The 26305-nt window shown below is 70.0% G+C and carries 11 protein-coding genes and 1 pseudogene; 4 read left to right on the forward strand and 8 right to left on the reverse strand.

The genetic code is table 11. From position 1 onward, the window contains the following. Positions 1-49 precede the first annotated feature (49 nt). The 4 genes from D7Y13_RS04315 to D7Y13_RS04330 all read right to left on the reverse strand — a co-directional run bounded on the left by D7Y13_RS04315 (position 50) and on the right by D7Y13_RS04330 (position 3490). Positions 50-1024 (reverse strand): hypothetical protein, encoded by a 975-nt coding sequence (locus D7Y13_RS04315; protein WP_120582166.1) that lies wholly within the window; start codon positions 1022-1024, stop codon positions 50-52. Between the two features lie 83 nt (positions 1025-1107). Further along, positions 1108-1434, reverse strand: a complete 327-nt coding sequence (gene trxA, locus D7Y13_RS04320) for a thioredoxin (protein ID WP_120531025.1) — start codon at positions 1432-1434, stop codon at positions 1108-1110. Positions 1435-1556: 122 nt separating this feature from the next. Beyond that, positions 1557-2468 carry a LysR family transcriptional regulator gene (locus D7Y13_RS04325; RefSeq protein WP_120582167.1) on the reverse strand — a complete coding sequence of 304 codons (912 nt, stop codon included), beginning with the start codon at positions 2466-2468 and terminating at the stop codon, positions 1557-1559. 59 nt (positions 2469-2527) lie between these two features. Then, positions 2528-3490: a hypothetical protein gene (locus tag D7Y13_RS04330; protein ID WP_120582168.1), complete on the reverse strand. Its 963-nt coding sequence runs from the start codon at positions 3488-3490 to the stop codon at positions 2528-2530. Between the two features lie 195 nt (positions 3491-3685). On the opposite strand from D7Y13_RS04330, the gene D7Y13_RS04335 reads away from it, so the two are divergent. Beyond that, the gene (locus D7Y13_RS04335; protein WP_120582169.1) at positions 3686-4153 is read left to right on the forward strand and encodes an FBP domain-containing protein; all 468 of its coding nucleotides are present in this window, start codon (positions 3686-3688) and stop codon (positions 4151-4153) included. Between the two features lie 27 nt (positions 4154-4180). Here D7Y13_RS04335 and D7Y13_RS04340 read toward each other — a convergent pair. Further along, positions 4181-14866, reverse strand: a pseudogene (locus tag D7Y13_RS04340) (amino acid adenylation domain-containing protein); the annotation flags it as partial. Between the two features lie 338 nt (positions 14867-15204). Here D7Y13_RS04340 and D7Y13_RS04345 point away from each other — a divergent pair. From D7Y13_RS04345 to D7Y13_RS04355, 3 genes are read left to right on the forward strand one after another with little or no spacing between them, the layout of a single operon-like run. After that, on the forward strand, positions 15205-17166 hold the full coding sequence (locus tag D7Y13_RS04345; protein ID WP_147444157.1) for a LodA/GoxA family CTQ-dependent oxidase: 1962 nt from the start codon (positions 15205-15207) through the stop codon (positions 17164-17166). Continuing rightward, entirely contained in the window at positions 17163-18293 is a 1131-nt protein-coding gene (locus D7Y13_RS04350; RefSeq protein WP_120582171.1) for a tryptophan 7-halogenase, read from the forward strand. The genes D7Y13_RS04345 and D7Y13_RS04350 overlap by 4 nt, the downstream gene beginning before the upstream one ends. Before the next feature lie 36 nt (positions 18294-18329). Next, a complete protein-coding gene (locus D7Y13_RS04355) occupies positions 18330-21512 on the forward strand; it encodes a hypothetical protein (protein ID WP_147444158.1) in 3183 nt (1060 codons plus the stop codon). A 175-nt stretch (positions 21513-21687) separates the two neighbouring features. Here D7Y13_RS04355 and D7Y13_RS04360 read toward each other — a convergent pair whose 3' ends face one another. The 3 genes from D7Y13_RS04360 to D7Y13_RS04370 form a co-directional block, all read right to left on the reverse strand. Further along, positions 21688-22683 (reverse strand): hypothetical protein, encoded by a 996-nt coding sequence (locus tag D7Y13_RS04360; RefSeq protein ID WP_120531032.1) that lies wholly within the window; start codon positions 22681-22683, stop codon positions 21688-21690. A gap of 186 nt (positions 22684-22869) precedes the next feature. Beyond that, positions 22870-25083 (reverse strand): RCC1 domain-containing protein, encoded by a 2214-nt coding sequence (locus D7Y13_RS04365; protein ID WP_233595263.1) that lies wholly within the window; start codon positions 25081-25083, stop codon positions 22870-22872. Between the two features lie 301 nt (positions 25084-25384). Then, a complete protein-coding gene (locus D7Y13_RS04370; RefSeq protein ID WP_120582174.1) occupies positions 25385-26212 on the reverse strand; it encodes a hypothetical protein in 828 nt (275 codons plus the stop codon). Between the last annotated feature and the right edge of the window lie 93 nt (positions 26213-26305).

Genomic DNA, 26305 nt, shown 5'->3' on the forward strand with positions numbered 1-26305 from the left:
CAGCCGCCGTCAGGAAGCCCAAGTCCCCCCGGCCGCGCGGTCCGATGTATCAGCGGTGCGAGCCGTAATACGTCTTCTTGAGCCTCAGCTCCGGGATGCCGGCGTTGACGCCTTCGAGCGCGGCGGGCCACAGGCACGCCCTGTCCGTATCGCGGCAGCGCCCATCATCATGGTGCGAGGCGCCGGTCATGACAGCGGAGATGATGCCGAAGCGACACCGGTCCTTGTAGAGGTCCACGGACTGGGTCGTCCTGATCGTCTCCAGGACGTACCAGAACCGGCTGTACCACTCGAGCGCCCGCTTCACCCTGGGATTTCCCTCCGGGCTGTACAGGGTCCAGACATCCACGTGGGGCGCTTCCTGATCGCGGTGGACATCGAAGTGGGCCGCCACCCCCGTGGTCATGGTCGAGCAGCGGTCGCTGAGATATTTGTGAGGGGCCCTCGCGTGCGCGACCATCACCGCATCGATGATGGGCCCCGGTCCAGCCGCGGGCGCCTTGAAGGTCGGGTAGGAGCGCAGGCTCACCGAGCCGTCGACGCCCGGACCGACGCCGGTGTCCATCGCGTAGCCGCCCAGCTTGTACAGCACGTACAGCGACCACACATTCTTGGCATTGACGATCTCCCGGATCCGCGTGGGCGAGTTCGCGCGCGCTCCGATGGAGGTCTCCATGATGTGTTTGACCACCATGTCGATGTCCCAACTGAAGCTGGACCACACCCAGTTGATGCCCGCCATCAACGGCGCGCTCCGGGAGCCGCGATGCTCGCCGACGTTGTTCCTCAGGTACGTCTCGATGCCGCGCACCCGGAGCTTCTCGCCGTTGAGGACCTGGAAGTTCGAGCCCTTGAAGTGGTTGCGGTAGGTCCACACATGCGCATCGAGGCACCAGAAGGTGATGACGAAGCCGGAGCCCTGGGCGTCGCTGCGAGCCCGCATCAGGGCCTTGGGGCCGCCGGTGTCGCGGGCGTCGAGGGTGGGGGGGCCAATCCAGGTGTAATGGACGTCCAGCATCGCCATGGTGCGAGCTCCTATCGCGCGGCGCAGTAGGACACCGTACCTCCGGACGGGCAAGAACCAGAAGGGTTGAGTCAGGAGGGCCCTCAGAGGACCTGACGCACGGCCTCGTCGAGCTTCGCCTTCGCGACCGCGCCGACAATCTGTTTCACCACCTTGCCGTCCTTGAAGAACAGCAGCGTGGGCATGGCGCGGATGCCGTACTGCTCCGGCGTCACCGGGTGATCATCGACGTTGAGCTTGGCCATCTTCATCCGGCCCTTGTACTCGGACGCCAGCGACTCGATGACCGGCGCGATGACGCGGCACGGCGGGCACCACGTGGCCGTGAAGTCCACCAGCACCGGCTCCGACGACTCCAGCACCTCGCGCTTGAACTCCGCGTCTCCCAGCTCGATGACGTTCCCAGCCATGTTCCATCCTCCAGTGAAGGGCGCGCTCACGGGCCCGCGCCTCGGCTCAGGGCAGGATGTAATCGCGGGCACCCTCGGGGACGAGTGGCCCGCGCGAAACGCATTGTTCCGCCAGGAGCCCTCTAGCCCTCCTCCCACGGGAGGACCGCGCCGCGCTCGGACAGCAGGTCCAGGAAGGCGCGCACCTTGAAGGGAAGCTGTTTGCTGCTCGGGTAGACGGCGAAGATGGGGAGGCCCGGGGGCGTGTCGGACACGAGCACGGGGATGAGCAGCCCCGCGCGCACGTCGTCCGCCACGAGCGAGGCCGGCAGTCGCACGACGCCCAGCCCCGCGCGCGCCGCCGCCTGGCCCGCGCGCACGCTCGGCACGCGCAGGCGACCTGTCACCGGCACCGTGCGTGCGCTGCGGCCCTCGCCGAAGAACCACACCTCGTCGGTGCCGGGCTCGGCCAGGAGGACGCATTCGTGCGCGCGCAGCGCTTCGGGCGACTGCGGCGTGCCGTGGCGGCTGAGATAGGCGGGGCTCGCGTAGCAGCCCGTGCGCACCCGCCCCAGCTTGCGTGCCACCAACGAGGAGTCCGCGAGCGGCCCGGTGCGCAGCGCCAGGTCGTATTCCTCCGCGACGAGGTCCACGTGCGTCTGCGCCAGCGACACCTCCACGCGCAGCCGGGGCTGGCGCAGGAGGAGCTCGGCGATGACGGGCGTGAGCAGCTCGCCCAGCAGGGACAGGGTCGCGATGCGCAGCGTGCCCTGGGGCGTGCCGCGTGACTCGCTCAGGGCGGCGTTCACCTCACGGGCCTCGGCGACGAGCCGCGCGCAGTGCGTGTGGTACTCACGGCCCGCCTCGGTGAGCCGCAGCCGCCGCGTGTTGCGCTCGAGCAGCCGGAGGCCCAGGCGCTCCTCCATGGCGGCCAGCCGGCGGCTCACCGTCGACTTGCGCAGGCCCAGGCGCTCCGCCGCGGACGTGATGCCGCCCGTCGTCACCACCTCCGTGAAGAGGAGCATGTCATCCAGCAGTGGGGGACTCGCGGCCACGGGGAAAGCCTATGCCCCGAGGCAGGGTGCGCGCGAGGACGCCGTGCGGCCCCGCGGGCCTACTCCTCCACGGACACGTCCTTGGTGGCGGCCTTCACATAGGAGTTGTTGCGGTTCGTCTTCGACCACTGGGCGTGGTTGTTCTTCACCGCCTGGATGGCGCGGTGGACCTTCTGCTCCTCCTTCATGTCGGCGTCGATGGCGGCCGGCCTGAGCTTGAACGGACTCCCATTGCGGAACTGGAACTGCGCGCTCTTGGCCACGATCAGCCGGAGCGGCCGCCACAGCTCGTAGGCGGCGAGCCCCCTCAACGCGCCGAGCAGCGCGCCGCGTTGGCTGCCCTTCAGCTCGTCGTCGGTGGAGGTGTTGATGAGCCGCCAGAAGGCATAGAGCGCCTGATAGCGAAGGGTGAAGTCGGCCTTGTTCACCACGTCGGCGTCCGAGAGGCCGTTTCCCTCGAACAGGCCGACGACCCGCCGCTGGTCCATGCGATAGGCGTCGGCTGGCGGGAAGTCGAAGCCCCAGTAGCCGGGGTCGTCGCCCCGGTTGGAGGAGCCGGTGAACAGGTTGCCCGGCATCCAGCACCAGTGGTGCACCAGGTTGACCACGTCCTCCGCGCCGGAGGCCGGGGCGATGGCGTCGTTCGAGGACTCGAACCCGTCGCTCACGGAGACCGTGATCTTCTTGGCCTTGTTCGGCGCGGAGCCCGCCGGCGCGGCGGCAAGCCCCGTCAGCGCCCCCTTGAGGCGCACGAGGTTGGCTCGCAGCGCCGGCTTCTGGCTGACGTTCAGGATCTCCGTCAGGACGTCATCCGAACCGCCGGTGCTCACGCTGTTGACCCCGATCGCCAGCACCCGCCCCAGCGCCTCCCAGGGGATCATGTGGTGCAGCGTCGCGTTCTGCTCGCCGTGGTGAAGCGTGTTGTTCCACTTGACGCTCTGGGCGCCACCGTCGCACCGCATCTTGGACGCAGTGGTGATCCACCCTCCATGCAACTTGATGAAGACTTGCTGGTTCACCATGGCTGTCGCTCCCGGGCTGTCGGCAAAGCCTATCCGCTCCCTCCACCGCGCTCGCATGGGTCGCGATGGCACCGCCGCCAGCGGTATGAAGGACCGTCAGGGGCAACAGACCTGATGGGGAGGCTGCCTGGAACCCGCCCGGGCACTCTCGCGCTTCAAGAGGCTCTTGAGGCGCTGTAGTCTGGGCAGACCTTTATGTTCCGCATCGAGACCGAGAAAGAGTTTCTGCGAGCGTTCCGTTCACGGGATCGCAAGTACGTCGAGCCGCCCAGGGGCACTGGCTTCCCCCTCTTCGTCCGGGACTACTTCGCGTGGGTGGATCCCTACGGGGTGCGCGTCTTCCTGGTGTTCACCGCGCCCGGCGGCAAACGGCCCACCGGCATCGCCTTCCGCCGCGACCAGCAGGGGGACAAGTCCCAGGTGCCCCAGGTGTGTGACTGGTGCCGGACCTCCACCGCGGAGATTGGCCTGCTCACCACGGATGTCGATTCGAAGCGCCGGGTGGGCGTGAACCTCTGCATGGACCTGCGCTGCTCCGAACGGCTGGAGTCCATGACGAACCTCGCCGGCCGGAGCGTCCTGAATGACAACCGGAAGCTGATTGAACGCATGTCTCGCTTCGCGAGCGAGGCACTGGGAATCGACTTCGACGCGGATGCGTGAGGATGCGGGCGGGCCCGCATTCCTTGCTCAAGAAGCCTCGCGCAGGTGGTGGAGGAGCCGCTCCGCCACGGTCGTGACGTGGGGCGCATTCAGCAGCGTGTAGTGGTCTCCCTGCACCTCGTGCACGGTGACCCTGCCCGTGAGCCACGCGCTCCAATCCGACGCATCGGAAGTGGCGGCCCGGAAGAGTAGCGTGGGCCCCGCATAGCCTCCGTCCGGTACGTAGGCTCGCTGGGCGTCGTGGAGCCGCTGGTAGAGGGTGAGCAGTCGGTCCGCTCCATCCAGGTCCAGTCCGAGGTCACCCCTCGGAGCGCTCCGGGCCTGCTCCAGCACATAGGCCAGCCGCTCCCGACCCTCCAGCCGTCGCAGCCGCTCCAGGTCCAGGTCCAACTCCTGCCATGGCAGGCCCAGCGTCCGGGCGAAGAGGCCCAGGAGGCTGAGCGTATCGGGCGCGGGCCGGGGCTTCGGCGTGGGCACCGTGGAGTCCAGCAGGGCCAACATCTCCACCGGCTCGCCCACGGCCTGGAGCTGGCGCGCCATCTCCAGGGCCACGAGTCCTCCAAAGGACCAGCCCCCCAGCAGGTACGGCCCCCGTGGCTGCACGGTGCGAAGCTGGGCGAGGTAGTCGCGGGCCAGGGCCTCGACGGAAGACGGAGGCAGCGCTCCTCCCTCCAGGCCGGATGCATACAGACCGTGGACGGGCCGGTGGCTTCCAAGCTGCCGGACCAGCTCGGTGTAGCCCAGGACGCCGCCGCCACCGCCATGGACGAGGAAGAGGGGGCGCAGGTGGGCGTCGCCTGCATCCAGGCGCATGAGGTTGGGCGTGCCCTGGGAGACGTCCTGTCGCGCCAGCAGTCGTGCCAGGTGCTCCACGGTGGAGTGCTGGAAGAGGGCGGAGACGGGAAGGGACCGGCCGGTGTGCTCGCGGATGGCGGCCATCAACCGCAGGGCCAGCAGCGAGTGGCCCCCGAGGTCGAAGAAGCTGTCGGTGATGCTGACGCGAGGCACGCGCAGCACCTGGGCGAAGGACCGCGCCAGTTGCTCCTCCAGGGGCGTGCTCGGGGCGACGTAGGCGTCGGACGACGCGGCGGATCCGGGCACGGGCAGGGCCTTGCGGTCCACCTTGCCGTGAGGGGTGAGGGGCAGTGCCTCCAGTCGCACGAAGGTGGACGGCACCATGTACTCCGGCAGCCTCGTTCTCAGGTGCGCGCGAAGGTCCGCGGTGCCGATGGGCTCCGGGGCCACGACGTAGGCGACGAGGCGCTGATCGCCGGGCACGTCCTCGCGCGCCAGCACCACCGCGCGGCGGACTCCGGGCACCGCCTCCAGCGTGGACTCGATTTCTCCCAGCTCGATGCGGAAGCCGCGCAACTTCACCTGGAAGTCGACGCGGCCCAGGTACTCCAGCTCACCGTGGGCCCTCCAGCGCGCCGTGTCGCCCGTGCGGTAGAGCCGCGCTCCCGACGCTCCGGAGAAGACATCCGGCACGAACTTGTCGGCGGTGAGTTCGGGTCGCTGGAGGTAGCCGCGCGCCACGCCCCTGCCTCCGATGAACAGCTCGCCAGGGACGCCCGTGGGGACCGGCTGCATCCGCGCGTCGAGCACGTACACCTGGACGTTGCTCAGGGGGCCGCCCAGCGTGGGCGGACCTCCGGCCCCATGCACCGCGCGAACCGTCGAGTCCACCGTGCACTCCGTGGGGCCGTAGACGTTGAAGGCGGAGATGCAGGGGTGCGTGGACAGCCTCGACCACAGCACTTCGTCCACCGCCTCGCCGCCCACCAGCACGCGCAGGGGCCGGGAGTCTCCAAGTCCCTCCTCCAGGAGCAATCTCAGATGTGACGGAGCGCAATCCAGCACGTCCACGCGGTGCCGCTCCACCCAGGCCTTCAGCAACGCCGCGTCCTCGCGCGCGGCCCTGGGCACCACGCAGAGCGTGTGGCCGTCCGCCACCTGGACGAGTTGCTGCACCGAAGCGTCGAAGGACAGGGGTGCATTGAGGCTGACGCGCAGGGCTCCTTCCGTGTCAGCGAAGACAGCGGAGGCCAGTGCCGCGCGCAGGTTCATCACCGAGCCGTGCTGCACCAGGACGCCCTTCGGACGGCCCGTGCTGCCCGACGTGTAGATGACGTAGGCGAGGTGTTCGGGCTCGGAGCCGCGGGACGGGTTGGTCCCGGGCTGTTCGTCCATGCTCGGATCCTCCAGACACACGGTCTCCACCGTGGCCCCGGAGAGCGTGTCCACCAGGTGGCGCTGGGTGACGACGAGGCGTGCGCCGCAGTCCTGGAGCATGAAGGCCAGGCGTTCGCGCGGGTGGGCCGGATCCAGGGGAACGTAGGCACCTCCGGCCTTGAGGATGCCGAGCACCGCCACGACCATGTCCACCCCGCGCTCCATGCACAGGGCGACGCGCGCTTCGGGTCCCACGCCGCGTCTGCGCAGCCAGTGCGCGAGCTGGTTGGCCCGCCGGTTGAGGACGTCGAAGGAGAGGGACGTGGCGTCATCGACGACGGCGAGCGCGTCCGGAGTCCGCGCGGCCTGGGATTCAAAGCGCTCGTGCAGGGCTCCGTCCCAGGGTTGCTCGCGGTGCGTGTCATTCCACCCGTGCAGCACCTGTTCCCGCTCCCCCGGGGTCAGCAGGGGCAGTTCGCCCACGCGCGTCTCCGGGCGGGACACCGCGGCCTCCAGGAGCGTGCGCAGGTGTTCCACCATCCGGACGACGGTGGAGGATTCGAACAGGTCCGTGCGGTAGCTCAGCATCCCGTGCAGGCCCTGGGGCGTCTGCGTGAGGGACAGGTCGAGGTCGAACTTCGTCGTCTGGAAGTCGTGCTCCAGGGGCAGGAGTCGCGGGGGTGTGGCGTGGCCTGAAGCACTGGACAGCGTCTGGGCGCCCGTCGGCGTGTTCTGTAGGGAGAGAAGAACCTGGAAGAGGGGGGAGTGGCCCTGGCTGCGCGGCGGTTGCAATGCCTCCACCAGCTTCTCGAAGGGAGCGTCCTGGTGTTCGTAGGCGGCGAGCGTGGTGGCGCGCACACGGCCCAGCAGTTCGCGGAAGGTGAGCGTCGGAGCCACGTGCGTGCGCAGCACCAGCGTGTTGACGAAGAAGCCGATGAGGCCCTCCGTGTCCGCATGCGTGCGGCCGGCGATGGGGGAGCCGAGGGGGATGTCCTCCTGGCCGCTGTAGCGGGAGAGCAGCACCTGGAAGGCAGCCACCAGCCCCATGAAGATCGTGCCGCCCTCGCGCTGACACAGCTCCAGGAGGGCCTTGGCGAGTTCCGCCGGCAGCCGGACGGGAACCTGGGCTCCCCGGTGGGATTGGATGCGCGGGCGAGGCTTGTCAGTGGGCAGCTCCAGCAGGGGCGGCGCTCCGGCGAGCTGCCGACGCCACCAGGACACCTGATGCTCCAGGACCTCGTCCTTCAACCACTCGCGCTGCCAGACCGCGAAGTCCGCGTACTGGAGGGAGAGGGGCGGCAGCCGGGGCTCCTGGCCCGCAGCGTAGGCGCCATACATCGCGGTCAGCTCCCGCACGAGCACGCCCATGGACCACCCGTCGGAGACGATGTGGTGCATGTTCAGCGACAGCACGCATGCGTCCTCGCCCAGCCGCAGCAGCGAGACGCGGAGGAGCGGCCCGCGCTCCAGGTCGAAGGGACGCTGTGCTTCTTCACGCAGCTTCTGCTCCAGGACTCCGTGGGCGACGTCCGGAGCCAAATCACCCAGGTCCACCTGCTCCAGGGAGAAGGGCTTCGCGGGGAGGATGACCTGCACGGGCTCACCGTCCCGCGAGACGAAGACGGTGCGCAGTGATTCGTGGCGCGCGACGAGCGCGGTGAAGCCCTTCTCCAGGGCGGCCACGTCCAGTGCGCCCTGCACGCGCAGGGGCAGGAAGAGGTTGTAGGCGGAGCTGCCCGGCTCCAATTGGTCGATGAACCACAGCCGCTGCTGCGCGAAGGAGAGGGGCAACGGACCCGTGCGCGGGATGGGCACCAGGGGCGGCGGGGGAGGCAGTGCCACCACTCCGCGAACGCGCAGGCTCCGAAGCACCTCGCGGGCCCGTCGGTGCGCTTCAGCCCAGGTCAGGGTCTGGCCCTCGTGCTCCACGGCGACCGTGTCCGGATGGAGACGTGCCTGCGCTTGCAGAAGCCGGTGCAGCCCGGCGTCCTCCGCCGTGGCGGAGTCAGGTGGGTTCCAGGCGTGGAGCAGGAGGTCGCGCTCCTCGGGCGTGAGCATGGGCAGCGCGGAGAGCCGGCGCTCCGGCTTACGGAGGGCGCCCTCCAGCAGCGTGCGCAGGTGGCCCACCATGCGGCGCGCGGTCGCGGCGTCGAAGAGGTCGGAGTCGTACTCCAGCAGGCCCTTCAGCCCTTCGGCCGTGTCATTCAGCGCGAGGGTCAGGTCGAACTTCGCCGTGCCGCCCCGGGGTTCGAGCGGGTGGAGGCGCAGTCCCGTGCCCATCGTCTCCGGCATGGGCGCGTTCTGGTACGCGAGCATCACCTGGAAGAGCGGCGCGCGGCGCGGGTCGCGCTCGGGACGGAGCGCCTCCACCAGCTTCTCGAAGGGCACGTCCTGATGCGCATACGCACCCAGGGCCACGTCGCGCACGCGGCTGAGCAACTCTCGAAAGCAGGGGTCGCCCTCCAGCTTCGTGCGCAGCACCAGCGTGTTGACGAAGAAGCCGATGAGTCCCTCCAGCTCCGCGTGTTGGCGGCCGGCGATGGGCGCGCCGACGGAGATGTCCTCCTGGCCGCTGTAGCGGGAGAGCAGCACCTGGAAGGCGGCCAGCACCACCATGGAGGGAGTGACGCCCTCTCGTCGGCAGAGGGCATGCATCGCGTCCGACAGGTCGCGAGGGAACTGGAAGGTCACCACCGCGCCACGGAAGGTCCGCACCGGAGGCCGGGGGGAATCCGTGGGCAGCTCCAGTGCCTTGGGTGCGCCGTGGAGTTGCGTGCGCCACCAGTCCAGTTGGGGCGCCAGCGCCTCGTCGCGCAGCCAGCCGCGTTGCCAGACGGAGAAGTCCGCGTACTGCACCGGCAGTGGCTTCAGTAGGGGGACCCGTCCTTCCGTGTGGGCCGCATACAGCGTGGTCAGCTCCTCGAGGAACACCCCCATGGACCAGGCGTCGGAGATGACATGGTGCAGGGTCAGCAGCAGCACGTGGTGCCGCGCGTCCAGTCGCACCAGGAGGACGCGCCAGAGCGGACCGGCCTCCAGGTCGAAGACCTGCCGTGCTTCCTCATCGATGAGGGTTTGAAGCTCGCGCTCGGCGTCGGGCACGGAGCCCAGGTCCATCCATCCCGCGGGCAGTGGAGGTGTGGGGGCGATTCGCTGGACGGGACCGGACGCTTCCTCACGAAAGGTGGTGCGCAGGGACTCGTGGCGTTGGAGCAGGTCGCGCAGGCCGCTTGAGAACGCCGGCACGTCGAGCACACCCTCCAGGCGCATGACGAAGGGCAGGTTGTACGCGGTGCTGTCAGGCTCCAGCTTCGCGAAGAACCACAGCCGCTGCTGCGCGAAGGACAGGGGCAGGCTCCCGTCGCGCGGCGCGGGCTGGAGGGGCGGCACCGTCAGCGTGGGCCGCGCCGGGGCCTGGATGTCCAGTCGGCGGGCGAGGGCCTCTACCGTGGGGGCCGCGAAGATGTCCGCGATGGACAGCTCCACCTGGAACGGGAACGCGCGCCGGATGCGCGAGAGGATCCGCGTGGCGCTCAGCGAGTGGCCGCCCAGCTCGAAGAAGTTGTCCTCCGCGCCGACGGTGCCCGTCTGGAGGACCTCTTCCCAGAGCGTGGCGAGCAGCCGCTCGGTGTCCGTGCTCGGCGTGCGCGTCCGGGCGCGTGCCTGGAACGTGGAAGGCGCGGGCAGCGCCTTGCGGTCCACCTTGCCGTTGGGCGTCAGTGGCAGCGCGTCCAGCCGTCCCACGGCGGAGGGCACCATGTAGTCGGGCAGTCGTTGCTGGAGGAACGCGCGCACCGCTGCGGCCTCCAGCGACTCCGGGCCCACGACGTAGGCGACGAGTCGCTTGTCTCCGGGGACATCCTCGCGCGCCACCACGACGGCGTCGCGGACGTCGGGACAGGCGCGCAGCGCGGCTTCGACTTCGGCCAGCTCGATGCGGTAGCCGCGCACCTTCACCTGCGCGTCGGCGCGACCGAGGAACTCCAGCACCCCGTCCTCGCGCCAGCGGGCAAGGTCGCCGGTGCGGTAGAGGCGGGCCCCCGGCACGGCGGAGAAGGGGTCGGGCAGGAAGCGCTCCGCGGTGGGACCGGGCTGACCGACGTAGCCGCGCGCCAGGCCCTCGCCACCGACGTGCAGCTCGCCAGTGACACCTGGAGGCACGGGCTGTCCGGATGCATCCAGCACGTACACCTGCGTGTTGCCCAGCGGGCGGCCCAGGGGGACGGAGGCTCCCACCTGTGACGCCTCCGTGAAGCGGTGGCTGGTGGCGAAGACCGTGGTCTCCGTGGGGCCATAGCCGGCGGTGACGGGAAGGCGAAGGTGCTCCAGCACCCGGCGCACGTGCGGCGCGGAGATGACGTCACCGCCCGTGAGCACCTGTCGCAGCGAGCGCAGCGCGGGCAGGTGGGCCTCCACCACCTGGGTGAAGAGCCCCGCGGTGAGCCACAGCGTCGTCACGCCGTGGCGCACCAGCACCTGCTCCAGTTCGTGCGGATCCGAAGGCGGGTGCGCGGGGAAGACGGCCAGCTTCGCGCCATGCAGCAGCGCGCCCCAGACCTCCAGGGTGGAGGCGTCGAAGGCCAGGGGCGCCATGAGCAGCAGCGTCTCCTCCGGCCCGAAGCGGGCGTAGTCCACGCCGAAGAGGGTGCGCAGCACGGCGATGTGAGGCGTGCCGACGCCCTTGGGCCTGCCGGTGGAGCCCGAGGTGAAGTCGATATAGGCGAGGCTGTCGGGCAGGGCCGCTGGTGGGGGCGCGTGCGCTGGGAACGACTCCAACGCCAGCTCGTCCAGCACCACGGGGAGCAGTCCCTCGCGGGGAAGACTCGGCAGCAACGCGCGCGAAGTCACCAGGACGTGAGGGCTCGAATCCTCCACCATGGCGGCCAGGCGCTCGCGCGGGTAGGCCGGATCCAAAGGCACATAGGCCCCGCCCGCCTTGAGGATGGCCACCAACGCGACGATGAGCTCCAGGGAGCGTTCGAGCGCGAGTGCCACGCGGGAGTCGGTGCCCACGCCCAGCGTGCGCAGATGCCACGCGAGTCGGTTGGCGCTCGCGTCCAACTGCCGGTAGGTGAGCTTCGCCTCGCCGGACTCGACGGCGACCTTCTCCGGGAAGCGGGCCGCCACGCGCGTGAAGATCTCCGGAAGGGTGGAGTCCCGTGGGAAGTCGGAAGCGGTGGCGTTCCACTCCACCAGCACCCGCTGGCGCTGCTCGGATGTGAAGGCCGCGCTGGCGTCACCGAGTGGTGCGCTACCAGCGGGGGCCTCCAATTCGCGCGCCACGTCTTCCAGGGGAACGGTGGGCACGGGCCTCACGCGGGCCTCGTGCTTCTTGCTCGCTGCCGGTGCCGGTTGAGTCCTTCCCGCGAGAGCCTCATCGATGAGGCGGGCCACGGCCTCAAGGGTGGGTGACTCGAACAGGCGCCGCAGGGGCAGCTCCACCGCGAAGGCCTGTCGGATGCGGCTGAGCGCCTGCGTGGCGAGCAGCGAATGACCTCCCAGGTCGAAGAAGTGGTCTTGGGCTCCGACGCGTGTGACGCCAAGCAACTCCTGCCACAGCCCGGCCAGCCGCTGCTCGGTGGGCGTGCGCGGCGCGACGTACTCCCGCGTGCCACTGCCCGCGAGGTCTGGTGCGGGCAGCGCCTTGCGGTCCACCTTGCCGTTGGGCGTGAGCGGCAGCGCGGTCAGCACCACGACGGCCAAGGGCACCATGTACTCGGGCAGGACGTCCTTGAGGGCCGCGCGCAGGGCGTTGCCATCGGTGGCCACGCTGTCGCGAGGCACGGCGTAGCCCACCAGCCGCTTGCCGCCGGGCCCATCCTCGCGCGCCACCACCACCGCTTCCCGGACCCACGGCAGCTTCGCCAGCGCGGCCTCCACCTCACCCAACTCGATTCGGAAGCCGCGCACCTTCACCTGCGCATCCGCGCGGCCGATGAACTCCAGCGTGCCGTCCTCGCGCCAGCGCACCACGTCGCCCGTGCGGTACAGCCGCGCTCCCAACTCGCCGGAGAAGGCATCCGGCACGAAGCGCCCCGCCGTCAGCGACGGCCTCCCCGCGTAGCCGCGCGCCACGCCCACTCCGCCCAGGTGCAGCTCGCCCCTGACGCCCACGGGCACGGGCTCACCCCGCGCGTCCAGCACGTACGCGCGCACGTTGGCCAGCGGCCGGCCGATGGAAGGCACGCGCCCGTCCGCCACGCACCCGGTCAGCGTGGCCATGACGGTGGCTTCCGTGGGGCCGTACGTGTTGAGGAACACCCGGCCCGGAGCCCACCGCGACACCACCTCCGAGGGCAGCGCCTCCCCTCCTGAAATCACCGTCCGCAGCGCCGGGAGTCCCTCCGCCGGCGTGGCCGCGAGCGTCGCGGGCGTGAGGCTGATGACGGTGAGCGCCTCGTCACGCAGCAGCGTGCGCAGCGGCTCACCGGGCATCAGGTCCTCCAGCGGCGCCAGCACCAGCGTGGCCCCGCTGCACAGGGTGGTGAAGATCTCCTCCACGGACAGGTCGAAGGACAGGCTGGCGAACTGCAGGACGCGACTGCCAGGCCCGATGCCATACGCCGAAGCCTCATGGGTGACGAGGTTGCAGACGCCACGGTGCTCGATGGCGGTCCCCTTGGGCGTGCCCGTGCTGCCGGACGTGTAGAGGACGTAGGCAAGGTTTCGGGGACCCACACCGGAGTCCAGGGGCTCGGAACTCTCACCCAGGAGCCCATCCCGCTCCGAATCCAGGCACAGGGCCCGCGCACGGTGCGCCTCCGCGAAGCGCTCCAGGAGCGGAGCCTGCGTCACCAGCACGCTCGCGCCGCTGTCCTCCAACATGAAGGCCAGTCGCTCACGTGGCAGCAGCGGATCCACGGGCACCCAGGCGCCGCCCGCCTTGAGGATGCCAAGCAGCCCCACGGCCACCTCCAGGGAGCGCTCCACGCTCAGGGCCACGCACACCTCGGGCCCCACGCCCCGGCGGCGCAGCGCGTGCGCGAGCTGGTTGGCGCGGGCATCCAGTTGCGCGTACGTGAGCGATTGCCCCCGGAACTGGACGGCCGGTGCCTCGGGCGTCCGCCGCGCCTGCGCTTCGAAGAGCGCGTGCAGGCAGGTGGCGTCGGGGAAGGGCGCGGCGCTCCCGGTCCACTCCCGCTGGACCCGTCGCCGCTCGTCCGCGTCCATGAGCGGCAGCTCGGAGATGCGCCGGTCCGGAGCCGCGGCCGCGCCCTCCAGCAGGGTGCGCAGGTGCCCCAGCAGTCGCTGGATGGAGCCGGAGTCGAAGAGGTCCGTGTTGTATTCGGCGGTGAGGCGCAGGCCCTGCGGCAGCTCTTGTGCGAGCAGCGACAGGTCCGTCTTGCTGGTGCGGTTGTCCACCGGCTGCGCGTCCAGCACGAGCCCCGGCAATCTCAAGGGCGGCAGGGGCGCGTTCTGCAGCGTCAGCGCCACCTGGAAGAGGGGATTGACGCTCAACAGGCGCTCGGGCTTGAGCGCATCCACCAGCTTCTCGAAGGGCACGTCCTGGTGCGCGTAGGCCTCCAGCGTCGTCTCCCGCACCCGGCCGAGCAGCGCGCGAAACGAGGGCTGCCCGGACAGGTCCGTGCGCAGCGCGAGGTAGTTGGTGAAGAGCCCGATGAGGCCCTCCAGCTCCGCGCGGCCACGGCCGGCCACGGAGGTGCCCACCACCACGTCCTCCTGTCCCGTGTAGCGGGAGAGCAGCACCTGGAAGCCCGCCAGCAGCACGCCGAAGAGGGTGGTGTTTTCCGCGCGGGCCAGCACCTTGAGCGCCTCGATGAGCGCGAGGGGCAGCACCTCGTTGATGCGCGCACCGCGCCCGGAGAGGATCGCGGGGCGGGGCCGGTCGGTGGGCAGCTCCAGGAGGGCGTCCGGATCCAACCGCTCCCGCCACCAGCGCAGGTGGGAGTCCAGCACCTCGCCCTGAAGGGACTCACGCTGCCAGGCGGCGAAGTCGGCGTACTGCATGGGCAGGGGAGGCAGCGGCGAGGGCTGGCCCGAGGCCAGTGCCGGGTACAGCGCCCCCAGCTCGCGCACCAGCACCCCCATGGACCAGCCGTCCGTGATGATGTGGTGCAGCTTGAGCAGCAGCAGGTGTTCGAGCGGCTCCAGCCGGTACAGGAGGGCGCGCAGCAGCGGCCCCTTCTCCAGGTCGAAGGGCTGGCGCGCTTGTTCCGTGAGCTGGCGCAGGGCCTCGGCCTCCCGCTCCTCGGCGGGGAACCCCTGGAGGTCCACGACCGTCAGCGCCAGGTCCATGTCCGGAGCGATGCGCTGGAGGGGGCGACCGTCCTGCTCGATGAAGGTGGTGCGCAGGGGCGCATGACGCCGCACCAGCTCCTGGAGGCTGGCACGGAGGACGGCCGCGTCCAGCGCGCCGGAGAAGCGCACGCGGACAGGGATGTTGAAGGCGGCGCTGCCCGGACTCAGTCGGTCCTGGAACCACATCCGCTCCTGACTGAAGGACACGGGGGCCTGGACGGTGGTGCGGGCCGCCTTGCGCAGCAGCTCGGCCAGACGCGCTCGCTTCTGCTCCGGCGTCACCGTCGCCTCCGCGCCATTCCCTTTCGGCCGATATGTACTCATCCTCCGAGGATAGCCGGACAGGGAGGAACACTGGGTGAAAGTTGACACGGGTCGCTCCCTTCCCGGCCCTGGGTTCCACCTCCAGTCGCATCCCACGCGCACGCCGCGCGGAGAAGGGGCTGCCCAAAGGCTGACACGTCACCGACGGGCGCCTGACCTGTCAGCCCATCGCTGACGTGTCAGGAATGAAAGGGAACGCATCGCAAGCCCTCGCACTTCCTCAAGCCCAGTCTTCTCCCGGAAGGCCCGCCAATTGCAGAACTCCCCGCCAATACCGGAGGAGCGCTGCAATGGGCATGAGCTACAAGATCCACCCGGCGGTCGGGGTGGCCCGCGTCGGGGACAGCGAGGACTACTACCTGGGGCCCGAGACGGCGAAGGGCCTGCCGCAGGAGCGGACCGGTGGGGACGTGACCCGCTTCCGCGACCCGCACGGTGGCATCCGCCGGCAGGCGGCCCGGTTCCAGATCCACACGTTCGACCCCGACCATCCCACCGCGCCGGGAAAGCGCATCCAGCCCGGGGTCGACGGGGTGCTGGACATCGAGTGGACCGTCCACGTCGCGAACAAGAAGGCGGCCTGGTACGAGTTCCAGCAGCAGCAGGGCGCGGACGGCACGTACGCGCCCTCGCACGCGCTGCGCAATCCCCGCACGAAGGACGATGCCGGGCGCAAGGCGCTCATCATCGACCCGGGGCCTCGCACCGTGGCGTGCCGGGGCAGCAACCAGCACCCGTCGCGCGCGGAGCTCTCCCAGGACGACCCCCAGGGCAAGGGCTATCCCCAGACGTTCCCGGCGTCGGGCCTGCTCCCTGACAACAATGACATCACCACGTTGGGCAGCGTCATCGCGGATGACCAGGGCTATCTCTACACGGTGGGAGGCCATGGCCGCTCCGGCACGACGGCGGTGTGGAACCTGTCCAACGGGTTGATTGACAACCTCCTGGAGGACGACGCGACGCTCACCGCCCCGCAGCGCGTGCGCCTGGATCAGCTCCGGCCGGTGGCGGACCAGTGCTACCCGACCCAGGCCGCGCTCCGGGCCGCCATGGTGGCGGAGCTGGCGACGCACGCGTCCAACAGCGCGCCGGACATCCAGCAGACCGCCGACTACATGCAGGCCCAGGCCTACATGCAGCCGCGGCTGGACACCTACGCCAACAACAACTTCTGGTGGGACGACACGTCGGACGGCCCCGTCACCGCGACGGTCATCCTGCAGGGGGGCACGCGTGTGGAGGTGCCGTTTCCGGCGTGGATGATGGTGGCCCCGCCGGCCTACGCGCCCCAGCTCCTCAACATGGTCACGCTGTACGACACGCTGCGGGACACCTTCGTCACCCAGCGCGACCTGGAGCCCGACGTCTGCAAGGGCGGCACGTTCAACGACGCGTACAAGCCGAACTTCCAGGCGGACATCCTGCCCATCCTCCAGCGCCCCTCCGACTACCGCTGGGTCGCGCGCATCAACGACCAGGGCATCGACGCGCACGCAGGGCTTCCCCGGCCGGAGGCCAGCACCCACAACTTCATGAAGTACGTGCGCGACCCGCAGTCCTTCAATGACTACCCGCTGCGAATGCCGCAGATGGCGGGTGACAATCCCCTCACGCAAGACGTCCCGCGCACCTTCCTCACCCTCACGCGGACGCAGTACTTCTTCCTGAGCCAGTTCAGCAAGGGCCTCTTCGACAACACGCCGAGCACGGCCACGCCCACCCCGGGTCAGCTCCTGGACCGGGGCGTGCTGGAGAACTGCGTGGGCGGGCCGTTCTGCCCGGGCATCGAGATGACCTGGATTGCCCGCGACCCGAATTTCTTCATGGAGCCGTTCCGCTTCAAGCGCCGCGCGACCGGCGGCAGCGGCCTGCAATGGAACACCAACCCCCATGATGGACAGGGATTGGAGCCAGGGGACGCGACCAAGTACATGGCCCTGCCCTGGCAGGCGGACTTCAACGAGTGCTCCAACCAGGTCGTGCAGAACACGTCCCTGTGGTGGTGGCCCTCGCAGCGCCCCTATGAGGTGAACTACCTGGACCGCGACGGGGAATGGCAGCAGGGCTACTGGACGCGCCCGTCCGACATCAACTTCGACAAGGACGAGGAGATGGTCGCGAAGTGGAAGGGCCTGGGCTTCATCCTCGCCCGGAAGGACGCGCAGCCCGCGGACCAGGGCAGCTCCACTTCGGATGATCCGGCCCCCCTCTACCTGGAGGTGGAGCGCCTGCTGCCGGACGGTGACATGCCGTGAGCGACGCCCACTGCGACGTCGCCGTCCTCGGAGGAGGGCCGGCCGGCGCGGGCGTGGCGCTCGCCCTGCGGGCCCAGGCGCGGCTGTCCGTCACGCTGGTGGAGCGCGCCCCCCAGGCCGCGTCCCGCATCGGAGAGACGCTGCCCCCGGACGCGCGGCTGCCCCTGGCGAAGCTGGGGGTGTGGGGCGGCTTCCTGCGCGATGGGCACCTGCCCTCGCGCGGCACGGCGTCCTCGTGGGGCTCCGCCACCGTGGGCTATCACGACACGCTGATGTCGCCCTGGGGTTCGGCCTGGCACCTGGACCGCGCCCGCTTCGATGCGAGCCTTCGCGCCCACGTCGTGGAGCGGGGCGGCACCGTGAAGGTCGGCACCACGCTGGTGGGATGCGAGGCCCTGGGCGAGGAGGGCTTCCGGCTGCACCTGTCGCATCCGGCGGAAGGCCCCTCCACGCTGTCGGCGCGCTTCGTGGTGGACGCGACCGGCTGGAAGGCGGACTTCGCCACGTCGCAGGGGGCGCGGCGGCAGGTGGTGGATCGCTGCTTCGCTTTGTACGGCGACTTCCGCCTGCGGGAGGGCGCGGCGTTCAGCACGCAGGCGCTGGTGGAGGCCCGCCCGGAGGGCTGGTGGTACTCCGCGCTGCTGCCCGGAGGCCGCGTCGTCGTCGCGCTGATGGGGGATGGGGAGTCCCTGCGCGGCGTGCGTCCGAGCGCCTCGGAAGCCTGGCTGTCATTGCTTGGGCGCACCACCGCCACCCGCGAGCGGCTGGACGCGTGTGACTTCACCGGCGAACCGCTGCGGGCGGTGCCCGCCACCGTGGGGCTCCTGGACCGTCCCCACGCGCGGCACTGGCTGGCGGTGGGGGACGCCGCGTGTACCTTTGATTCGCTGTCGTCGCAGGGCATCTCCAAGGCGCTCGGGTCCGCCCTGCTGGCGGCCGAGGCGCTGGAGCAGCACCTGCGGGGCGTGCCGGACGCCCTGGATGCCTATGCGGCCCGGGTGCGTCAGGGCTTCGTGGAGCACCTGCGGACGCGGGACTTCTACTACCGCGAGGAGCGGCGGTGGCCCGACGCCCCCTTCTGGCGCAACCGGCGCGAGGCCCTGGCCTCCGGCGCCCTGGCCGCGTGACGGCCGCCTCTTGCTCACCCCAACCGGGATAAATCCATGAAGACAAGTCGTCAGCGAAATCTCCTGCTCGCGCTGGGAGGCGTGAGCGCCCTGACCGTGGCCGTGGCCCTGGTCGGACAGCGAGGAGGGGACTCCCAGGTCTCCGACTCCACCCGTCCTCCGCCCACGCGCGAGGACGCAAACGCAGTCAACGTCGTCTCGGTTCCCACGCCGGGCACGGTGCCCACGCCCTATCCCGTCTTTCCCCACGGCAACAAGCTGACCTCGCCGCTGGACGAGGGGGATGCCCAGGCCCAGCGGTTCCTCGACTTCTATGCGAAGCAGGGCCGCGTCACCTTCCCGGCGCTGACGAAGGGGGGACTCGCCGCGCTGCCCAACAGGACCCTGGACATCGCGCACAATGGCTTGAACCTGGGCAGTCAGCGGTTCAATTCCTCGCTGGTGTGCCAGTCCTGCCATGACGCGGACTGGCTGGCCAGCGGCGACCTCACGCTGCCTTCCGACGCGCCGCCCACCTACAAGGCCCTGTCCACCATGGCCTACTGGCAGATGCCGGCGGTGGACCGGTTCTGGAATGACAACACGGCGCCGTCCTTCCTGGATCCCAACGCGCCCCTGCCGCTCGCGGCCAACTGGTCTCCGTTCGGCGACTGGAGCGCTTCGGTGAAGGCCCTGGCGGGCCGCGACCCCATCTTCCTCGCGCAGGTGGAGACCACGCGGAAGCTGTCGCCCCACCAGCCCACCACGGTGGACAACCTCTGCCTCCGCTGCCACTCGCCGCTGGGCCAACGCCAGGCGCAGAGCGAGCACCGGCCCTTCACGCACGACCTGCTCTACGCGACGCCGGACAACTCCCAGGCGGATCCGGAGCGGGCGGTGCTGGGCGCGCTGGGGCGCGACGGCGTGTCGTGCAGCGCGTGCCACTCCGTGGCGCCCTCCAGCGGGCAACCCTGGAACGGCACGGACTACACGGCCTTCTACGGCACCACGAGCGGCACCATCTTCGGCGATGACGTGTCGGCCCGCCTCAAGCTGCCGTCGGAGACCGTGCTGCCGCCGCCGTTTCCCTTCACGTCGTCCATGAACCTGCGCCCGGGCACCATCGTGGGCCCGGACACGCACCTGAACAAGCAGCCCATGGCCGCCGCCGGGCTCAGTCTGGAGACGGCCGCCACGGTGGGCGGACACAGCTACCTGCGCGACTCCATGGTGTGTGGCTCATGCCACGTCGTCATCCTGCCCAAGGTGCCCACGAACTACCGGCCCTCGATGCCCATCGCGGAGGCGGAAGCCAAGGGCGTCTACCAGCGCCCCGCGAGCTGCGCGCAGAACCAGACGACCTTCAGCAGCACCGGTGACTTCCTCACCGACCCCTGCGTGGAGCTGGCGTACGAGCAGACGACCTACTTCGAGTGGCTCAACAGCGGCTACGCCCAGTCCACGTCCACCTGCATGACGTGCCACATGCAGATCACCAAGCCCGACTCGCCGTTCGACGGCAACGTGAAGGTGGCGCAGCAGAACGGGGCCCTGGCGGCCTTCTACCGTGACAACCAGACCCTGCCGCCCCGGCAGTACAACCGCCACACGCTGCTGGGCATCAACCTGTTCGTCCATGAGATGTTCCAGCAGTTCCCGGACGTGCTGGGCCTGGACTTCTACGCGCAGCCGGACTCGCGCGTGCCGCCGTACCTCCAGAGCCCGGAGATCCTCGCGCGCACGCCCAACCTCGTCACCAACCCGGGCGCGGAGGACGGCCCCAAGGCGGACCTCACGGCCGACGGCTGGGTGCCGGACTCCGGGGTGACGGTCACGGTGGTGGCCCAGCAGCAGGGCCTGTCCAAGCAGACCATCAATCCCAGCCATGGCGCGCAGTTCTTCCAACTGGGCGGCGGCGCGGCGCTGACCGTGGACGTGTCCGCGTACCAGGCCCTCATCGACAAGGCGGCGGGCGCGGCGGTGGTCCAGTGGGGCGCCACGGTCTACTGCGACGGCGTCGCGCCGTGCGGCACGCTCGCGTTGCAGCAGCGGGCAGGGCAGGGCGCCTGGACGAACACGGCGGGCTCCCTCAACGTGCCGGCGAGCCAGCAGCGCTGGATCCCCGTGCAGGCGGGTGCGCCCACCCGGATTCCCGCCGGGACGAGCGCGCTGCGTCTGGCCTTCCAGCCCGGCCGCGCGCTGAGCGTGGACGACGTGTTCCTCGCGCTGAAGTTCCCGGATGGCTCGGTGGCGCCGCTCACGGACGGCAAGCGCGACTACACGTTCGCGAAGAACCTGCTCAACGCGGAGCAGTCCATCCTGGACCTGGCGGTGAACACCTCCCAGGGCATCTTCGACCCGACGCAGCCCGCGGTCCTGGTCTCCGTGGACTCGTTCAAGGAAGACAACGGCATGCTGACCGTGCCCGTCACCGTCACCAGCAACGTGGGCCACAAGTTCCCCAGCGGCGCGGGCTTCCGCCGGGCGTTCCTCCAGTTCGAGGTGTCGGACGCCTCCGGCAAGGTGCTGTGGGCCTCCGGTCAGCCCAACGCGCTGGGCGTCATCTGCTCGGGCGTCTGCAAGCCGGATGACAGCGCGCTGCTCGCGAGCGAGTTCACCGCCGATGCTTCCGGGCTCCAGCCGAACCATCAGGTCATCAACCGGCAGGACCAGGCGCAGATCTACGAGCTGCGCGCGGTGGACGACATGAACCGTCTCACCAGCCTGGAGCTCCAGCAGTTCAAGGAGGTGAAGGACAACCGCCTGCTGCCGGAGGGGTGGATCGCCCCGGATCAGCGCAAGCCGGATGAGATGCTGCTCGGCCTGAACCTCCAGCAGCTCGCGCACCTCACCGAGCCGCTCAGCACCGTGCTGGGGCCCAAGGACACCAGCGTCTCCGGCGACCCGGACTTCAACACGTCGCCGGCGAAGGGCACGGACCACGTCACCTTCCAGGTGCCGCTGTCCGCGGTGAGCGGGTGGAAGGGCATCCGCGTGCGGATGAACTACCAGACCATCCCACCGTCCTACCTCAACGCGCGCTTCCGGGACTCACTGCTGGATGACCAGGGCAAGCCCTCGCAGCCGGGGCCCGCGGTGCAACGGCTCATCTACATGACCAGCCACCTGAACACGAAGGCGTCGCTGACGTACAAGTCGCAGGGACAGGGCACGTCGCAGGTGGACCTGATGGACAACTGGTCCATGGTTTTGAGCGAAGCCAGCGTGACGAAGAACTAGGAACGAAGTCAGGGTTTGACCCCGAGCGGCCATCGGAGGTGGGCGTCACGCCTGCCCCTGGTGGCCGTTTCGTCGTGTCCCGGGGGGCTCGAAGGCATGAGAAAAGCGGCCACCGGTGACGGTCTCACGACCCGTCCCGATGACCGCCTGGGCCCTGCTCAGCGCGGGAGATGTCTCAGCGACCGATGGTGACGTGCGACCCGAGCACGATGCCGCGCTGGGCGCTCATCCGCCGCGCCAGCTCCGGCGACGCGCCGAGCTGCTGGGGCGTGCGGAGCAGGTGGAAGAACTGGCTGCTCTGGTCGACATAGGACAGGGCCTTGAGCCGGAGCTTGAAGCCCGGCTGGGGCGTGGTGCCATTGGCCCAGTACGAATAGGTGATGTTCGTCTGGTAGTTGGCGGGCACGTCGCAGGTGACGGACGTGTTCCAGCTCCCGTTGTTCTGGGGCACGGTCGTCTTCTCCAACACAATGAGCGGATCCGGGCCCGGGGTCCCCGCGGAGAAGGCGACGCTGGCGCCGCCGGGCACGTTGGTGCACTCGAGCTGGAACGTGATGCTTCCGGCCTCCGTCCCCTGGGTGTAGTCCACGGTCGTGTCGAAGGTCGGGCTGTTGGCGCTCGTGAGGCTGACGTTGCGCCAGCCGAAGCCCGGGTTGTTGAGGATGAAGGCCGTCAGGTCGGTGTAGCTGCCCACCTGGGGGATGGGGTTGTCGTGCTTGGGCGTGGAGACCCGGCTGATGAGGCAGTAGTGGTCGCCGCTGATGGCGGACGGCTCCCAGACGAAGGGATTGTCCGTCACGGCGATGTCGCCCGGCTGGGTGGCCTGGACGAAGACCTGGAGCTGCTGATCGCTCGTCTTCAGCGCGTTGTTCTGCCACTTGTTGGGATAGAGCAGCAGGCTGGTCGGCGTGTAATACAGCGACACCTTTCCGCTCTGCGCGCCGCTGGCCAGGTTCTTGGTGCGCAGGTAGATGTAGTTGGGGCCGTCAATCACCAGGCTCTGGCCCACGTCCTGGTTGTAGTTGCTGGAGAAGTAGGCCTGCGGGTTGTTGGTGGGGTAGATGCCGGAGGGGATGATGTCCGGCGACTCGTAGGCATCCGGGGGAGACGGAAGCTGCCCGACGTCCCACATGTTGGTGCGGAAGAACAGATCGTCGTACAGGGTGGTCATGGGCGTTCCTTGGGATGGGGGTGACATCCGCGAGCAGGCGGATGCTGGGACCTCACTGCACCCGCCACGCCAATGACTCGCACTCCCGAACCGGGCGGAACTGCTTGCGCGCCCCCCACGCCACCGCCCCGCTGACGCATCAGGCGCAATCCCTGACGCGTCAGCGGACCTCCGGCGACGCCTTGCTCAGTACAGCAGGGAGCGGATGGGGACGAAGGCGTGGACCGGGTAGCCGCTGCCGAGCTGGCCGTCGGAGTTGAGGCCAAAGCCCCAGAGCGTGCCATCCGAGCGCAGCCCCAGCGTGAACCCCTCTCCCACGGCGACGGTGGTGGTCCCGCTCAGGCCCACCACGGGCGACGGCGTGGGGACATAGTTGTCGAGGGTGGCCGGATTGCCCAGGCAGCCGCTGAAGTTGACGCCCCAGCCCCAGAGCGTGCCATCCGAGCGCGCCGCCACGGTGTGGTACGTCGCCGCCCCCACGACGCCCGTCCCGCTCCAGCCGGGGACCTGCGCGGGCACGGAGTGGTTGGTGAAGGTGCCATCGCCCAACTGGGTGTAGCCGTTCTCTCCCCACGCCCAGAGCGTGCCGCCTGAGCGGATGGCGAAGGACGAATCGCCGCCCGCCGCCACGGACACGGCGCTGGACAGCCCGGACACCAGCGCGGGCACGGAGCGATGGGTGAAGCTGCCGTCGCCCACCTGGCCGCTGTAGTTCATCCCCCACGCCCACACGGTGCCGTCCGAGCGCAGCGCCACGCTGTGGGACTGTCCCGCCGCCACGGACACGACGCTGGACAGACCCACCACCTGCACCGGGCTCCATCGGTTCACGTTCGTGCCGTCGCCGAGCGCGCCCAGGGCGTTGTAGCCCCAGGCCCAGACGGTGCCGTCGGCGCGCAGCGCGAGGGTGTGCCGGTAGCCGGCCGCCACCGCGATGATGCTGCCCAGGCCCGCCACCTGCGCCGGAAGGCTGCTGCCCACGGTGGTGCCGTTGCCCAACTGCCCCGTGTCATTGCCTCCCCAGGTCCACACCGTGCCGTCGGAGCGCAGCGCCACCGAGTGCGTGCCTCCCGCCGCCACGCCCGTCGCGAAGTTCAGGCTCGGAAGCTGGGTGGCCAGGGCGCGGTTGCTCAAGTGGCCAAGCCCCAACTGGCCCAGGTTGTTCGCGCCCCAGGCCCAGACGGAACCATCCGAGCGCGTCGCCAGGGTGTGCGAGGCGCCCGCGGCCACCTTCGACACGCCGCTGAGTCCCGACACCATCGTCGGGGTGACGCGCGTCCCGGACGTGCCGTCGCCTCTCTGGCCCACATCGGAGGTGCCCCAGGCCCACAGCGTCCCGTTTCCCAGCGCGCCCAGGGAGAAGCCCCAGCCCGCGGCGATGGAGACGGCGCCGGAGAGGCCCGACACGGCGACCGGGGACGTGCGGACAGTCCGGGTGTCGTCGCCCAGCTCGCCCCAGGTGTTCTGTCCCCATGCCCGGACGGTGCCGTCCGAGCGCACCGCGAGCGAGTGGTAGCCGCCCGCCGCCACCGACACGGTCGAATCCTTGGCGTTGAGGCGCACGGGCACGTTGCTGAAGGCGAAGTTGCCCGTCCCCAGTTGTCCGTAGCTGTTCGAGCCCCAGGCCCAGACAGACCCGTCCGAGGTCACCGCGAGCGAGTGGTAGCCGCCGCCGGAGAACGTCGTCACCTGTGTGAGGCCCGGGACGGTGACGGGCAGGGTGCGATCGGTGGTGGAGCCGTCCCCCAACTGTCCGTAGATGTTCCAGCCCCAGGCCCGCAGCGTCCCATCCGAGCGCAGCGCCAGGCAGTGGTTGGAGCCCGCTGTCACGGCGGCGACGCCGGACAGCCCGGAGACCAGACCCGGCGTGGAGCGGTTCGTCAGGGTGCCGGAGCCCAGCTGGCCCTGCCCGTTGTAGCCCCAGGTCCACACGGTGCCATCCGAGCGCACGGCGACGACGTGGCTGTCACCGGCCCCCACGGACACCACGCTCGTGAGGCCCACCACCTGCACGGGCGTGGTGCGGCTGGAGGTGGTGCCGTCTCCCAGTTGTCCGTAGCCGTTCGAGCCCCAGGTCCAGACGGTGCCATCCGCGCGCAGCGCCACGGAGAAGTTCCGCCCGGCGGCCACGGCGTTCACGAAGGTGAGCCCGGGGACGCGCACCGGGCTGGCGCGCTGGACGGTGGTGCCGTCCCCCAGCGCGCCGAAGACGTTGAGGCCCGAAGCCCAGACGGTGCCGTCCGGACGGACCGCCAATGCGTGGGAGACCCCGGCCGCCACCCGGGGGGCTGCGACCAGTGCGGACGACTGGCGTGACAAGGACTCGGAAGAGTCCAACTCCGGGCCGCACGCGGTGATGCTTAAAAGCAATCCCAGCCAGACACTCCAAAGCCTGCTCACGACGCCTTCCATGTGATACCTCCGCTTCCGGCCCACGCGACCCTGAACGAACGGGGCGTGTCTTCCGTGAGGGAGGCACCACCGCGGGGCAATCCCGGCGTCACCTGAAGGACAGGGCCCGGCGTGCCGCATCCGGATTCCGGACGACGGCTCATCCCCGGGGGAGGCAGTCATTGTCTGGGAAAGGGGCGCGCAATGGCTTGCATCCTGGATGCGCGCTGAAGGAGAACCGGGCGGCGTTGTCTCAGCCGCCCGGCGGACCGGCCCGTTGACACTGAAACAGCGTCCGGGCCGGGAAGGCCTACCGCGCCTGCCCGTTCGCGTTCAGGGCGAGTTCACCGTGGACCGTGAAGGCGCCCGCGGAGCCCGTCACGTCGATGCCGGAGAAGTGGCGGTAGGGATAGGCACCCGTGCCAATCGTCTCCGTGAACTCGATGGCGTCGCCCGTGAGCTGGGCGCCGTCCACCTCCACCGTGAAGGTCCTCCCGGGGAACTGGAAGCGCCAGACGCAAGCGCCCTGCTCCTGCGCGGCATGGGGCGCGTTGCGGAACGGGAACGGCAGGATGGGGCCGTGCTCCCGCAGGTAGAAGTCGGAGACCATCACCACGTCTCCCAGCCAGTTGGTGTACACGTGCCAGCGGGCCGCCGGCCCCGGGCCGCCCGTACCTTCGCCCTGCAAGACGCCGCCCTGGAAGACGCGCACCTGGAACTCGGAGCCGCCCGCCGTGCCGGTGAAGGCAGGCGCGAACGTCACCCCCGTCCCGTCCGCGTCCGGCGCGATGCCCAGCGTGCTCACCACCTGGTCGCCATCCCGCGCCGCGAACGCGAACCGGCCCTGCCCGCCGCCGATGTTCGCCGTGGCGTTCTGCCGCCAGGCGACCGCGCCGCCGAAGTGGCTGGAGAGGCCATCCGTCTGGGGGTTGGACAGCCCGGTGACCCGGAGCCCTTCGTCGGTGGACTCAAGGGACGCCCCACCGGTCGCACAGCTCTGGATGCCATTGAACTGCTCGACGCACGTCGCCTGGGCCTGGGCCTGCTGGGTGCCCACGGCCTTCGTGCCCTCGTCCTGGCCCTGGCAACCCACCAGGGAAAGGAACGCCGCCGCGACCACGTGACCTGTCTTCATCATCCGCATGTGTTCGACCTCGGGAATGGGGGGCTTCCCTCCAGCGGGGAAGCCCTGTCGCGGGGCACAAGGGCCCTGCGACAGGGGGCGCACCCC

The sequence above is a fragment of the Corallococcus praedator genome (genome assembly GCF_003612125.1).
Classification (GTDB): Bacteria; Myxococcota; Myxococcia; order Myxococcales; family Myxococcaceae; genus Corallococcus; species Corallococcus praedator.